Consider the following 13,429-nt stretch of genomic DNA (forward strand, 5'->3'; position numbering starts at 1 on the left):
GCCATACTGTACGCAGGCGTGTAAAAGCGCCTGCGATTGGGACATGAAGGGCATTAGTTTAAGTATAAAAACTATCGATGAGGTGCGATCATGACACAACTATTCTTTCAAAAAGCAGTGACCATTATGTTTACTTTAACTGCGCTTGGGTTTGCAGGTGCCGGTCATGCGCATGATGCCGGAGCCACTATGGATCCTGATGGTAATATCGCCAGTTTTACCGGATATGCGCAAGTTACCTGTTCCCTTGATACGCACCGTTTGATTGCCAGCGTTCAGGATACTTCGTTGCCACAAGCTAATTTATTGGTGAATTTGCAGATGATTAAAGGGATCAACGCAATCAGCACGACCGATCCGGTTTCCGGCGATGGTGTTCCTAGTCCCGAAGTGAGTATAGCGGGCGGTGGTGGCGTATATCTTTTGCTGGTGAATAAAACCGGCCCGGGTCCGCGCTCTTTTATTGTGTCATATCATTGTATGTCCATTAATAATGAGCATACGAACACGGATATCAAGGTTAATCAATTCCAATAATGGTTTTTATTACTTCGTATCATAGTGTTATGGGATTATTGAGGTATTAGCTATGAAAAAAATTAAATTCTTTTGCTTTGCTGTTGCATTGCTATTCCTGTTTGCAAATCCGTCTTTCGCGGAGCATCTGGAGCGGGCATCGTCTTCCTGTCACTTGACTACACTCGATGGTGAACCCACTTATGATTTACAGGAATTGAAAGGTAAAGTGGTATACATGGATTTCTGGGCGTCGTGGTGTCCACCGTGCATAAAATCTTTCCCGTTTCTGAATCAATTGGAGCAGGATTTGAAGGATGAAGGTTTACATGTGGTCGGTATCAACCTGGATGAGAAAGTTACCGATGCGCAAGCATTTCTTGCCAAAAACCCGGTTGATTTTTCGATTGTGGCAGATCCCAGTAAACAATGCGCCCAGGTATTTGAGCTGATGGCGATGCCGACATCGTATTTGATCGATCGCAATGGAAACATTCGACATGTTCATCAGGGATTTCGTTCGGGTGAGTCAGAAGAGTTACGTGCGCTGATTACACAATTACTGAAAGAGTAGGTCCTTGGCCTCAAGATTTGCGTATTTCCAACTCCAATGATCAGGCGAAATAATCGCGTTATAATTGCGAACTGTTTAATTCTTGCAGTGTGTGCTGTTTTGTCAGGCTGCAAGAGTGTGGCGCCCTGGGAGCGCGGCAATCTGGCAAAAATGCAGATGGAAATAGACCCCCATCCTTTGCAAAGCGAACTCCAATCCCACAACTATAGCAGCCGGGAAGCGGCGCCCAGTCATAAATCCTCTTCCGGTGGCGGGGGGTGTGGCTGCTATTAAAGCTAAGTTCTTTCTGGAATGGCCAGTGAGGTAACACAATTTGCATCGAAACAGTAAGAAGCCTCAGCGTCAACGCGGATATCGGCCATCCATCAGCACCACGGAGTTAGTTCCATCAGCAAAATCAAGAAATGCACTCCAGGCATTGACTTCCGCGGCATTGGTTTTGCCCGGCCTGTTGTTATCGCCGGGGCATGCAGCAGGAAAAGATCGGGTCAATTTTCAATACAGCCGTTATCAGGAAGGCGAGCGCAATCTATTTGGCGCACCCAATAATTTAAAACCCATTTCCGCTGATGTTTTGCATGGCAGCGGGATTTTTTCGCTCAGCGACCGCACCAAATTCACGTTTGGATATACCCAGGACACATGGTCCGGTGCAACGCCGGTCACTATTACGCCATTGGCCACCGATGGAGGTAATCGTCCCTATACAGTTAATGGGACAGTGGTTGGTGCTTCCCCCATTCTGAACAGTAACATACTGTTAGACCGGGATTTGAATCCTATCGGACGCGATCCCATCACCAAGCAATTAACGGGCGATGTGGATACCCGATCAGTATTGGTCATGTCGTCAGCTTCTCCGGAAACGCGCCGTCAGGCCAACTTTGGTTTGAGCCATGAATGGAATGAAGCGGCAATCAATGTGGGTGGAGGATTTTCCCGGGAAAGAGATTACCAGTCGAGCTTTGGTTCTATTGGTGGCCGTCTGGATTTTAATCAGAAACTGACCAGTGTCAAATTTGGCGGGGGCTATACATCCAGCAAGATCGGTGCCATTCTCGATCATGATTCATCGCCCTATATCACCAAAACCGCATATGAACAGCAGATTGTCAGACGAAGCGGTTCGGAAATTTTACGAGGGGAGCGGCAGGACTGGGTAACGAATCTTGGTTTAACCCAGGTATTGAACAAAAACGCATTGATCGACGCCAATATCGGTTATACGCATAGTTCAGGTTTCCTGGAAAATCCCTATAAGGCTACTTCGATCATTTTTATTGATCCGGCTAATCTGAACAATAGCTTGATTACGGGTGATGTACGCGCGTTGATCGAGCAGCGTCCCGGTAACCGCAATCAGGTCGCATTAAATGCCAAATACATTCAATATATCAATCCGTTTAATGCCGCGATGCATTTGGGTTACCGGTTATCGGTTGACGATTGGGGGGTCAATACGCATGCGTTTGACGCCAGCTGGGTGCAACCGATTGGCAGCAGTGGATGGACGTTGACGCCCCGGATTCGTTATTACTCACAAGATGCTGCAAGTTTTTATCGGCCCTATCTGTTTTCTCGACAAACCTTCAGCAAACCGGAAGTCGATAGCCTTGGGCGACAAGTCTGGATTGATAACAATAATCCCACCATTCAGTATTTTGGTCCCGATCTATTTAGTTTGGTTGACCAGAATGGTAATCCAGTGGATGGATTTGCGGTAAGCGCCAGTGAAAAAAGAATATCATATGATCCCGGAAAATTACCCGATCATTTTTCCAGCGATCATCGTCTGGCCGGTTTTGGCGCATTAAGCGGTGGCGTGGTATTGAGTAAAATGCTCGGCAAAGGCGTCGCACTGGAAGCCGGTTTTGAATACTATACCCGCGCCAGCTCGATGCAGATCGGCGGTGGCGGGAATAACAGTTTTGCCGATTTTGATTACTATGTAGCGAATGCAGCGATAAAGTTTGATATTGAGCCGGTTGCTTCCTTGCCAATGGCTGGCTCCGGAGGATCTTCCTCATCGCATACGCATGCTGCGCCGCATCATCACGCCTTGCCTCCCGCAGGAGTTATGTTTGGTCATATGCTCGATAAATCCGGAGATTTCATGGCGGGTTATCGGTTTATGTACAATTGGACCGGCGGAAATATGATGCATGGCACGCACAAAGTGAATGATCAGGCTATTGTTGATCAAGGTTGCGGCAGCGAACTTTGCCGGTTTGTGCCGACATTCATGGATATGCGCATGCATATGGTCGATCTCATGTATGCGCCGACACAGTGGTTAAATATCATGTTGATGCCGACATTTATGGATATGGATATGAATTTGCGCAGACTGGACGGGGCTCCGTCTCCTAGACCGGGCGTGCATGAACATACCGGCGCGGCCGGACATGAAACCGGTGCGGTGGGGGATACTTACTTTTCATCATTGATAAAATTGCTGGATATTCCCAGTCATCGTGCGCATGTGAATCTTGGATTCAGCGCACCGACCGGAAAAGTGGATATCGATCTGCGCCGCATGGCCAAGATTGATGGCGGATTGATCCACTTTGGCATGCAACTGGGCAGCGGTACTTGGGATTTTACCCCGAGCCTGACTTATACGGGTGACCATAACCGCTGGTCGTGGGGTGCGCAATTCAGCGGTATCAAGCGTCTGGAAGCACAAAATAAATCCGGCTATCGCCTGGGTGACCAGTTTCAGGCGACAACCTGGGGCGGCTACGACTTGACGCATTGGCTGACTGCCACGGTACGGGGCGCTTACACATGGCAAGATGCGATACATCGGGATTTTAATCAATTCAATGCGCGTATCGGCCCGATGGATTTTCCATCCAATTACGGCGGGCAGTTTTTTGATATGGGGTTTGGTGTCAATACCCGAATTCCTGGTGGACGTTTTGCCGGAAACCAGTTCGGGGTTGAGTGGCTACAACCCATCAGGAATGATTTCAATGGATTTCAGCTTGACCGGCAGGGAATGCTGTCGGCAACCTGGAGTTATCAGTTTTAAACGGGTTGAATTACTTAATAATAATTTACTGAATGGTTATGTGTGATGGCGCAATTAAAGTACTATCACTACGATTTTAGCGCCATGGGCTCGCCTTGCTCGATCCAGCTTTATGCCCGTGATGAGAAAAAGGCCAGGCGCGCCGCCAAATCGATCATGGATGATGTGTACCGGCTGGAAGCAAAGTACTCCCGTTACCGCACCGACAGTTTTTTATCCACTATAAACCGTATTGCAAAGCAAGGCGGTCATATTCGTGTTGATGATGAAACTGCCGGATTGCTTGATTATGCCGACACTTGTTATCAGCAAAGCGATGGCTTGTTTGACATTACTTCCGGGATTCTGCGGCGCGCCTGGGATTTCAAGTCTGGAAATATACCTGATCCGGAAGTAATTCAATTGCTTCTGAATAAAATAGGTTGGCATAAAATCAGCTGGCAGCGCCCGGTTCTGAGGTTTATGGCTGCGGACATGGAAATTGATTTCGGCGGCGTGGTCAAGGAATACGCTGTCGATCGTGCCGCTTCACTATGTTGGGATGCCGGCATACATCATGGATTGGTTAATCTTGGAGGAGATATCAGAGTCATCGGCCCGCATCCGGACGGCAGCCCTTGGCGCATTGCCATCCGCCATCCGCGTAATCCGGAGGAGGTATTGCAAACACTTTTACTGCATTCCGGCGCATTGGCGAGTAGCGGGGATTATGAACGGTGCATCACACTGAACGGTATTCGATATGGCCATGTGCTCAATCCAAAAACCGGCTGGCCGGTGCAGTATATGGCAGCGGTCAGTGTGCTGGGTGAGTTTTGCGTGGTTACCGGCAGTGCGTCGACTATTGGCATGCTGAAAGGAGAAGATGGGGCTGCATGGCTCGATACTTTGGGTTTGCCACACTTGTGGGTAAATGTGAATGGGGAATCCGGAGGGTCGTTGATGGCGTGAGCAGAAATATATGATTTGGATCTACCTATTTTCTGAAAAATGATTAAACTGCTAGATCAATTAAATTCATCAATGAGTCTTTTATGAAAATAGGGTATTTTAATTTAACCATACTGACCAGCGTTGCAACGCTGATTTTTTCTGTGTCTACTGTCAAAGCACAACCGGAAGAGTGCGCTAATTTGACAGCACCGGTTACATTGATTGAATCCAATGGGTTAGTGTGTTTGCAAAAAATCATCGTGGCCGATTCATTCGGCGAGCAATTATATAAAGCCTCGTTACAGTGGCTGGGAGCGGATAATCCGAACCGATTTTTATTGCTGAATGCAGAGTTTGACGATGCTCCCGAGGCGCATAGCCCAACGTTTTCTTTTCTCACAGGTGTGCTGACTTTGCCTAAGGTTGATTTTCCCAAGCGTTATGGGACGGAGCGCTATACGGTGAGCTTGACCTGGGTGACCGATGCCGATGATGCGACAGTGGATGCCGTTTCGGTGTTTGAACTGAATTCGGTCGCGCTATACAACAATCCCGATTATGTTCCCAATGTTACCTGGAAACCCTATGGCATGTTGTTTGCTGAAGAACGGCGTGCGGTTGATTTGCTGGCACAGTCCGTTCCTTATGCGCAGCTCGCTGATGCCATATACGATTTTGATAATGTTGCAGTCGGTTCCTGGGAACTGATTGAATCTACTGGAACGAATTCGGGGATGGATGCGGGTGTTTTTATAGATCGAGGTACAGGCGAATTGGCGCTGGTATTCCGTGGTACGGAAACGTGCGATTTTCCATGTTCATTTAAGGAGCTGGAAGATACCGCACGTGACGCCATAGCTGATATAGCCATAGGCACGGGGACGGTGAGTGATCAATTTAAAGATGCCTTTAGGTTTGCTCAGGATGTGGTCAAGCGGAATCCCGGTGTAAAAATCACGGTAGCGGGGCATTCTTTAGGTGGTGGATTAGCGCAAGCGATTGGGGCTGTTCTGGGATTGAAAACATTTGCATTCAATTCCTCTCCCGTTCCGGATCATTTTTTTGATACTTATCCTATTTCCGTAACAAATGAACAGTTGCAAGAATTAATTCATGTGATTGCCGATATCCATGACCCGGTTTCCAATACCGATGAAACCGGAAAAATATATTTGGATTCTCATCATGTCACACCCTTGATTCAATTTAATTTTGATTTGAAAGAGGTTTTGCCTAATCGCGGTGTAGATCTGGAAAATTTGAGATTTGGCCGCCATAGTATTGCCAGGCTTGCCGATAATGCGGCCAAGCTCATGGCTATTTATCAGGAAGGATGGTAACCAGCGATTACTTCAAGCATTGAAATCCCGCCCTTTAGCAACGCGTTACTTTGTTGGAAATGTGTAATTGATTTCACGCAATGATAGGGTGCTCAATAGCATAACTGGCTATAAATTAGCCGGATAGTTGCAATTTATTGCTTGATTCTTTGTCTGATAACGATGTCATGAATCAACAGGGAACAGGGGAATACGCTTGACAATTATTCGTTCTCCCGCAGTCGCCGGGCTTTTTTATCCTGCTGATGAACAGCAGCTGAGGCAGGATGTGCAATTCCTGCTTGAAAAAGCAGGCTGGCATGATTTAAAACCAAAAGCATTAATCGTTCCACATGCCGGATATCAATATTCAGGCGCCATCGCGGCAACGGCTTATGCCAGTTTGCGCGCGGCCGCTGCAAATATACAGCGCGTAGTACTGTTGGGGCCAGCGCATCGGGTAGCCATACATGGTATGGCTTTGCCGGGCGCGGATGTTTTTACTACACCACTGGGCGGTGTAAACGTGGATACCGATTTGGTCAATGCAATCGCTCACTTGCCGCAAATCAGTATTAGCAAAGCAGCCCATGCATTGGAGCATTCTTTGGAAGTGCAGCTTCCATTCCTGCAAAGTGTATTAAATGGATTCACCTTACTGCCATTGGCGATTAGTATGGCTTCAGCCGAAGAGGTTGCTGAAGTGTTGGATTATCTCTGGGGTGGTGAAGAAACGTTGATTGTGATCAGTTCCGACTTGTCGCATTTTTTACCCTATGCAACTGCACAGCATATCGATCATCAAACGGTGCAATCCATATTGCAATTGCAGCAGCCGATTGCACCCGATCATGCCTGTGGTAGCGTAGCTATCAACGGTTTGATAATTGCGGCGCAGAAACACGGCTTGATACCGCATTTGCTGGATTTGAGGAATTCCGGAGATACCGCGGGAACCCGTGATCAGGTAGTCGGCTACGCAGCTATTGCATTTGCTCAAGGAAGGTAATCATGTTGTGTGATAACGATCAACAAGGAAGGATTTTGCTGCAAATTGCACGTACATCTATTGCACGCGCTTTGCATGTTCCTTGTGCGGCGGTAGCCGTGGAGGAGAATATGCCTTGGCTTTGCAAGCCAGGAGCAACTTTTGTCACTTTAACCCAATATGGTGAATTGAGAGGCTGTGCCGGTTCTCTGAAGGCGGATGACTCATTGCTTGAAGATGTCAGCAATAATGCGGTACTGGCTGCATTGCATGACTCTCGTTTCTTGCCGCTGATGAAGGATGAGCTCGATACAATAAAGATTGAAGTTTCGTTGTTATCGCAATTACAATCACTGAATTTTAGCAGTGAAGCCGATGCTCTGGCACAGTTGCGTCCGAATGTTGATGGCATTGTGCTCGAATACGAGCTTTATCGCAGTACATTTCTGCCTCAGGTGTGGGAAGACCTGCCTGAACCTCAGCAATTTCTTGCCAAGCTAAAACTGAAAGCCCATTTATCTGAAGATTTCTGGTCTGAACAGATTCGGTTATCTCGATATACCGTCAGGAAATGGCGGGAAATAGATAATTCCAAGGAGTGCGCACATGGATGAGCCGATTGGTGAGATTCAGCAACATCCGGCCAAGTATTGGCATTTGCTTGACGATGGCCGGATTCAGTGTGATTTATGTCCGCGTGATTGTAAGCTGCACGATGGGCAGCGTGGAGCGTGTTTTGTTCGCGGGCGCGTCGGTGCTGCTATGGTGCTGACGACTTATGGACGTTCATCCGGCTTTTGCGTTGATCCCATTGAAAAAAAGCCATTGAATCAATTTTACCCCGGTAGCAGTATTTTATCTTTTGGCACGGCAGGTTGTAATCTTGCATGCAAATTTTGCCAGAACTGGGATATTTCCAAATCGCGGAGCTTTGATAAATTGCAGGATCAGGCCAGCCCGGAAGCGATTGCAAGTTATGCCAAGCAGCATGACTGCAAAAGTGTTGCATTCACCTACAACGATCCAGTGATTTTTGCCGAATATGCGATGGATGTTGCCGATGCTTGCCATGCTGTGGGTCTTAAAACAGTTGCCGTGACCGCAGGCTATGTTCATGCTCAACCGCGCCGGGATTTCTTTGCCAAAATGGATGCAGCCAATGTTGATCTCAAGGCATTTACCGAGGAATTCTATGTCAAGCAGACGGGATCGCATCTGCAGCCTGTATTAGATACCTTAAAATACTTGAGGCATGAAACCGATGTATGGCTTGAGTTGACGACGTTATTGATTCCCGGTTTAAATGATTCAGATCAGGAAATCAGCGCGATGAGCGAGTGGATCATTAAAGAATTGGGTACTGATGTGCCGCTGCACTTTAGCGCTTTTCATCCGGATTACAAACTGAGGGATATACCGCGGACACCGGCCGAAACCGTAATCAGAGCGCGCAACATTGCATTGGATACCGGGCTGAACTATGTGTATACCGGGAATGTGCATTTTATCGAGGGCGATACCACTTTTTGTCCGTTCTGCAAAGGTGAATTAATCGTGCGCGATTGGTATGAAATTAAGCAATATCATTTAACATCTGGTGGACGTTGCGCCAATTGCAATGCCGCAATTGCAGGTCATTATGATCAATTTTCCGGTCAATTCGGCAGACAGCGTATTCCGGTCAGAATCGGAACGACGGTATGACAATGCTAAGATTCGGCTGCTTCGGATGAATTTCCAAGCAAGCAAAATCGCCGATGTACCGCAAGATTAATATTGCAGTACAGCTAACCACCGTACTGGATATTAGCGTTAAAGATACTACCGATATTTATCTTATCTGTGTTATTCGGTTTTATCGATCATGAATTGAAACCCTGCATCATTCAGGTCATCCAACTCTAACGCATTGTCTACCTCGGCTTCAGCTTCTAACCAATCCTGTACCATATCGGTATCATTATTGCTGAACCCTCGTTTCTCAGCACGGTAATAGGCTGAGGTTGCAATGGCTTCTTCGCGATCCATTAATTGATCTTTATGGGTTATCTGATTGGCCGGTATATTTTGTTCATTTTTAGATAATTTTGTACGGGATTTCTTGCTTACTGTTTCGTTCAGTTTGCTCTGCATTTGAAGATTCTCCTTTATTTTGTTGAGCAACGGACATATTCTCTGATAGCATTTCATGTTACTCATCCAATTCAGCAAGGGGCTGGGAAATTATCTTTGTTGCTGCTATGGCATTAAAATCGCTGTCAAGATACTGATGAGCGAAATACGAATTGTACTTTTCGCCTTTCCTCGAACCTGCATCAAAATGCTTCCCAGCAATTTTTAGATACATAACAAAAATAAAATCTGTGTGTTATTCGTCGATGTATATTTTAATAAAAGCCATTAGTAATCGATTTGATATGAATCAATGTTTGCTGAGAAAGTAAATAAAATACTTCGCCTGTGCTTGCGCACACGGTATTTGTTTTAAGCAGATTCCCTAACCATGGATGAAGACTGCTTCTGGTAATCTTTTCAGAATTTCGTATACGTTCCTAATGTAGTACAGATTTTCTGAAATTCGCTACGGATACTGGCAGGAGATCTTTTTAAGTATGCAGCAAGAATCCGAGTATCTGTTGTTTCCAGAGTGAAACTCGCTTCCAGTAATTCACGCAGGAATGGTGCCAGCAATTTTTTGCCATCCAATGTTTCAATGAGGCGCGCCGCATGCATTTTTGCACGTCTTAGCTGGCCAGCTTCATAAAACTGAGAGTTATTTCTGCGCCGATTTAACTGATAATTAATATTGCGTTGGGTTGCAGTTGAGAGTTGTTTCATCTGGGATGTTCCTTGTGTAAGGTGATAGCATCCAGAATAGCAAGGATATATGACAAGGATATAACAGAATATAATCCAGTTTTTTGGTATTTACGATATCTTCAATACGGTAAAACTATAATGTGCGAAATTATCGCCTTTCATTTCCACACATGATTAAGAACCTGCGAAGTATTTTTTAGAATCATGCCAATCAACCGGGTAACGCCTATTATTCCCGGTTGATTGAAATCACTCATTCACTATGGACGATGCCGAACTTCTTTTTTCTGCTCGTACTTGACCAGTTTGGCGAGATCAAGCAATGACTCGGATAGCCATTGCAGGGCATCATCTAACGTTAAAATGCCGATTAATTCGCCGACATCATCCACTACCGGCAAGCGCCGGATGGTTTTGCGACGCATTAATTCTATCGCCTCATGTATCTCGATGTTTTCTTTTACAGTAAATATATCGGGTAACATAATATCGCCGACCGTGATTACTGTTTCGTCCAATTCTGTTGCCATGACTTCGACAATCAAATCACGATCCGTGACCACTCCCACAGGCACTGCGCGACCATTGGGTTTGTCGATTACTATGACAGCGCCCACATGAAACTGACGCATTAGTTTGGCGGCTTCTTGAACGGTTTCATCTCGTTGAATCACAATTACTTCACGATTACAAATTTCACCGATGGTCATTTTATGCTCTCCTTTCTTGTTATCTGAATAAAACAGCTGCATGGATCGATTAATGCAACCAATGAGCGTGTAAAAAATTTTCTGCCTGATAAATATGGATATTCGGGTTTTCTATTTTTTTTAAAATGAAGCTTCATATGCGGAAGTATGTTTTTCGTGCTTATGATCAACTTTCCTTGAAGCAACAAATTTAATTTGGATATGACGCCGCCTTTTATTTTCATTGGATAAAAAACCTATTAATATGATTAATACTGCCAGTACATCTTGATCGCTTTGATGATTTTGTCAAGCATTTCAGAAGTGCTTGTTATCAATTCCAGGTTATCGTTGCATTTTGATTCTGTAACTTATTGGAAGAATAGAAAATTATTATTGCAGGCAAGCCATAGCAGTTTGATTGACACTGATTCATGCTTTTATTACGCTAGAAGTACTTCATGATTTTTTCTGATCGCCAAGTGATGGCGTGGAGTGAAGTGTATTGCCATCTCCGTCGAATTTCTATATGGTTAGTCGGTATTATTTGAATTTCCGGCAAGTAATCGCTTTGCCTTGTCAATTCAAGTTCAACTAAATCAGCCATGAATTAGCTGTAATTGCCGATGATTACATTGATGTGAATTTGCCGGAGTGAACCATAACCGTAATTATTAATCGAATCGCTCATTAACTTTGGCTTTACTTACTTACATAATAACGATTGATTTATGTATTTCGATAAAATCTATAGGCTACAGACAGGCGTAAGTCTCAAAATTTCAACCTTTGCTTTACAAGAATTGATTACCAACGCCATTAATAGACAAAAATTTCCTGAGCTGGAAAGCATACGCAGCACTACAGATCTGCATGATTATTTGTCGGTTATTGTTTGTGATGGGGTTGAGGGTTTAATTGATAGGCGGCAGCGTTGGCTAGATCATAAGGTCAAATCCGCCTTAACTGCGGGACACCCGGTTTCATTTCATAGCTTCTGCAATCTTTTTTGGCGTAATCTTGATGAAGATGATCCGGATGGCGATGAATGGCACCAACTAATGGCCAGTGATCAATTCTATTTACAATTGACCATTCTATTCAATAAATTGCGTATAGTGAAACGGAGTTTGCTGCAACACAGAGAAATGGCACCAGATTTGTTCTTGGGCTCAACATAAGAGCAGATTGGGGGATTAATGGAACACCGCATTGCAAATGAATTAATTTCCAACTGATCCTATTTAAAGTGTTTTTTTATCGATATTCTCAAGATGGGTAGTTCTTGGGTTCATGATATTATGAATTTTATCGATCATTCAGCATGCGGAAATCCACAGCAAATAGGGCACAGTACCTGTGTTTGCTTTGTGCTCACTTGATCGCTATCATTACCCGATATAGCCATAGTGCACGAGACTTGCTTCCGGTTGCCAGAGCACAAGTAGCTGATGCATCGCAATATCTCCTTGAGTAATAAAAATATCAAATACTCAATTAATTACGAATCTTTCGGTGTAGGCCGAATTCCTACATTGCGATAAGAAGATTACCTAGCTTCGTTTAAGTCTAACTTCCATTTACTTCCACTGCATCATAATTGAAAATCTCAGCTACACGAATACGTGTTTTCGATTAAAAATTTATTTATTTTAGGGGTGATTAAATGCAAATAGATCAAATGTTGGATGAAATCCGGGATATTAATTTAAGCTATCTATTGCTTGCAAAGCAAATGTTGCATGATGATAGAGTATCCGCTATGTACCGGTTGGGCATTAATCAGGATCTGGCTGATATTCTGGATAAGTTAACTTCTGCACAATTAATTAAAATGGCTGCGTCAAATATGCTGCTTTGTCGTTTCCGCTTTGATGATCGCTTGATTGCCGAAATGTTATCCAACGATAGTCGTGAGCAATCCGTTTCTAAGTCGCATGTGGCGATTCTGATGGCCGGAAAGCCTGCAGAAGCTGTAGCGTAAGAACAAGTATATAAAGAAAAGAGGGCTGATCCCATGCGCAATCGAAGCATTATCACCGAGGCCAAGCAAATTCAACTGGCAACTGAATTGATTCAATTAGGGGCTCGATTACAGGTATTGGAAATGAATACGGATCTGAGTCGGGAACGATTAGTGAAGTTATATAAAGAAATTAGAGGGGTATCGCCTCCTAAGGGCATGTTACCTTATTCAGAAGATTGGTTTATAAGTTGGCAACCTAATATGCATTCTTCGCTGTTTATCAACATATACAATTATGTAACTGAGAATACAGGGATTAAAGGCATTGATGCATTAATTAAAAGTTATAGGCTCTATGATGAGCATGTTAAAGTCAATCAATTAGAAAAGGTCTTAAGCTTAACGCGTGCGTGGACCTTAGCGCGTTTTGTTGAAAGTGGTGTGTTGTGCATTGCGCCTTGTGTAAATTGCCATGGCAAATATGTGGTGCATTCACTGGAAATTCACTCGAATCACGTATGCGGTTTGTGTAATATACCTTCACGGGCAGGAAAAACTAAAAAAGCAGCAATGGCCGCGCTTCATTAAGA

At 44.7% G+C, this 13,429-nt stretch carries 15 protein-coding genes; 12 read left to right on the forward strand and 3 right to left on the reverse strand.

The annotated features are described in order from the left end of the window. Positions 1 to 126: 126 nt before the first annotated feature. The 9 genes from C4S39_RS09635 to amrS all read left to right on the forward strand — a co-directional run bounded on the left by C4S39_RS09635 (position 127) and on the right by amrS (position 9,068). Entirely contained in the window at positions 127 to 537 is a 411-nt protein-coding gene (locus C4S39_RS09635; RefSeq protein WP_258039387.1) for a hypothetical protein, read from the forward strand. Positions 538 to 589: 52 nt separating this feature from the next. After that, on the forward strand, positions 590 to 1,090 hold the full coding sequence (locus tag C4S39_RS09640; RefSeq protein WP_103966809.1) for a TlpA family protein disulfide reductase: 501 nt from the start codon (positions 590 to 592) through the stop codon (positions 1,088 to 1,090). A gap of 117 nt (positions 1,091 to 1,207) precedes the next feature. Continuing rightward, positions 1,208 to 1,363: a DUF4266 domain-containing protein gene (locus C4S39_RS09645; RefSeq protein ID WP_258039388.1), complete on the forward strand. Its 156-nt coding sequence runs from the start codon at positions 1,208 to 1,210 to the stop codon at positions 1,361 to 1,363. Between the two features lie 40 nt (positions 1,364 to 1,403). Beyond that, positions 1,404 to 4,124, forward strand: coding sequence for a DUF3570 domain-containing protein (locus C4S39_RS09650; protein ID WP_103966810.1), 2,721 nt, complete (start codon positions 1,404 to 1,406; stop codon positions 4,122 to 4,124). A 45-nt stretch (positions 4,125 to 4,169) separates the two neighbouring features. Continuing rightward, positions 4,170 to 5,075: an FAD:protein FMN transferase gene (locus C4S39_RS09655; protein WP_103966811.1), complete on the forward strand. Its 906-nt coding sequence runs from the start codon at positions 4,170 to 4,172 to the stop codon at positions 5,073 to 5,075. A gap of 83 nt (positions 5,076 to 5,158) precedes the next feature. Next, positions 5,159 to 6,397, forward strand: a complete 1,239-nt coding sequence (locus C4S39_RS09660) for a lipase family protein (protein ID WP_103966812.1) — start codon at positions 5,159 to 5,161, stop codon at positions 6,395 to 6,397. Positions 6,398 to 6,593: 196 nt separating this feature from the next. Continuing rightward, positions 6,594 to 7,385, forward strand: a complete 792-nt coding sequence (amrB, locus tag C4S39_RS09665) for an AmmeMemoRadiSam system protein B (RefSeq protein WP_103966813.1) — start codon at positions 6,594 to 6,596, stop codon at positions 7,383 to 7,385. 2 nt (positions 7,386 to 7,387) lie between these two features. Next, on the forward strand, positions 7,388 to 7,978 hold the full coding sequence (amrA, locus tag C4S39_RS09670; RefSeq protein WP_103966814.1) for an AmmeMemoRadiSam system protein A: 591 nt from the start codon (positions 7,388 to 7,390) through the stop codon (positions 7,976 to 7,978). After that, a complete protein-coding gene (gene amrS / locus C4S39_RS09675; protein ID WP_103966815.1) occupies positions 7,971 to 9,068 on the forward strand; it encodes an AmmeMemoRadiSam system radical SAM enzyme in 1,098 nt (365 codons plus the stop codon). The genes amrA and amrS overlap by 8 nt, the downstream gene beginning before the upstream one ends. Positions 9,069 to 9,209: 141 nt before the next feature. Here amrS and C4S39_RS15835 read toward each other — a convergent pair whose 3' ends face one another. The 3 genes from C4S39_RS15835 to C4S39_RS09690 form a co-directional block, all read right to left on the reverse strand. Then, on the reverse strand, positions 9,210 to 9,497 hold the full coding sequence (locus C4S39_RS15835) for a DUF2934 domain-containing protein (protein WP_258039389.1): 288 nt from the start codon (positions 9,495 to 9,497) through the stop codon (positions 9,210 to 9,212). 399 nt (positions 9,498 to 9,896) lie between these two features. Then, the gene (locus C4S39_RS09685; RefSeq protein ID WP_103966817.1) at positions 9,897 to 10,202 is read right to left on the reverse strand and encodes a hypothetical protein; all 306 of its coding nucleotides are present in this window, start codon (positions 10,200 to 10,202) and stop codon (positions 9,897 to 9,899) included. 242 nt (positions 10,203 to 10,444) lie between these two features. Further along, on the reverse strand, positions 10,445 to 10,894 hold the full coding sequence (locus C4S39_RS09690; protein WP_103966818.1) for a CBS domain-containing protein: 450 nt from the start codon (positions 10,892 to 10,894) through the stop codon (positions 10,445 to 10,447). A 710-nt stretch (positions 10,895 to 11,604) separates the two neighbouring features. Between C4S39_RS09690 and C4S39_RS09700 the strand changes: the two genes are divergently transcribed. From C4S39_RS09700 to flhC, 3 genes are all read left to right on the forward strand, one after another. Beyond that, positions 11,605 to 12,054: a hypothetical protein gene (locus C4S39_RS09700; RefSeq protein WP_103966820.1), complete on the forward strand. Its 450-nt coding sequence runs from the start codon at positions 11,605 to 11,607 to the stop codon at positions 12,052 to 12,054. A 485-nt stretch (positions 12,055 to 12,539) separates the two neighbouring features. Beyond that, positions 12,540 to 12,857 carry a flagellar transcriptional regulator FlhD gene (flhD, locus tag C4S39_RS09705; RefSeq protein WP_103966821.1) on the forward strand — a complete coding sequence of 106 codons (318 nt, stop codon included), beginning with the start codon at positions 12,540 to 12,542 and terminating at the stop codon, positions 12,855 to 12,857. A gap of 33 nt (positions 12,858 to 12,890) precedes the next feature. Next, positions 12,891 to 13,427: a flagellar transcriptional regulator FlhC gene (gene flhC / locus C4S39_RS09710; RefSeq protein ID WP_103966822.1), complete on the forward strand. Its 537-nt coding sequence runs from the start codon at positions 12,891 to 12,893 to the stop codon at positions 13,425 to 13,427. The last annotated feature ends 2 nt before the right edge of the window (positions 13,428 to 13,429 follow it).

Source organism: Nitrosomonas ureae, assembly GCF_900108305.1.
Taxonomy (GTDB): domain Bacteria; phylum Pseudomonadota; class Gammaproteobacteria; order Burkholderiales; family Nitrosomonadaceae; genus Nitrosomonas; species Nitrosomonas ureae_B.

Bases quoted from the DNA above. Each gene is read 5' to 3' on its own strand.
- C4S39_RS09635 (WP_258039387.1), top strand. From the start codon at position 127: ATGTTTACTTTAACTGCGCTTGGGTTTGCAGGTGCCGGTCATGCGCAT.
- C4S39_RS09640 (WP_103966809.1), top strand. From the start codon at position 590: ATGAAAAAAATTAAATTCTTTTGCTTTGCTGTTGCATTGCTATTCCTG.
- C4S39_RS09655 (WP_103966811.1), top strand. From the start codon at position 4,170: ATGGCGCAATTAAAGTACTATCACTACGATTTTAGCGCCATGGGCTCG.
- C4S39_RS09660 (WP_103966812.1), top strand. From the start codon at position 5,159: ATGAAAATAGGGTATTTTAATTTAACCATACTGACCAGCGTTGCAACG.
- amrA (WP_103966814.1), top strand. From the start codon at position 7,388: ATGTTGTGTGATAACGATCAACAAGGAAGGATTTTGCTGCAAATTGCA.
- amrS (WP_103966815.1), top strand. From the start codon at position 7,971: ATGGATGAGCCGATTGGTGAGATTCAGCAACATCCGGCCAAGTATTGG.
- C4S39_RS15835 (WP_258039389.1), bottom strand. From the start codon at position 9,497: ATGCAGAGCAAACTGAACGAAACAGTAAGCAAGAAATCCCGTACAAAA.
- C4S39_RS09685 (WP_103966817.1), bottom strand. From the start codon at position 10,202: ATGAAACAACTCTCAACTGCAACCCAACGCAATATTAATTATCAGTTA.
- C4S39_RS09690 (WP_103966818.1), bottom strand. From the start codon at position 10,894: ATGACCATCGGTGAAATTTGTAATCGTGAAGTAATTGTGATTCAACGA.
- C4S39_RS09700 (WP_103966820.1), top strand. From the start codon at position 11,605: ATGTATTTCGATAAAATCTATAGGCTACAGACAGGCGTAAGTCTCAAA.
- flhD (WP_103966821.1), top strand. From the start codon at position 12,540: ATGCAAATAGATCAAATGTTGGATGAAATCCGGGATATTAATTTAAGC.
- flhC (WP_103966822.1), top strand. From the start codon at position 12,891: ATGCGCAATCGAAGCATTATCACCGAGGCCAAGCAAATTCAACTGGCA.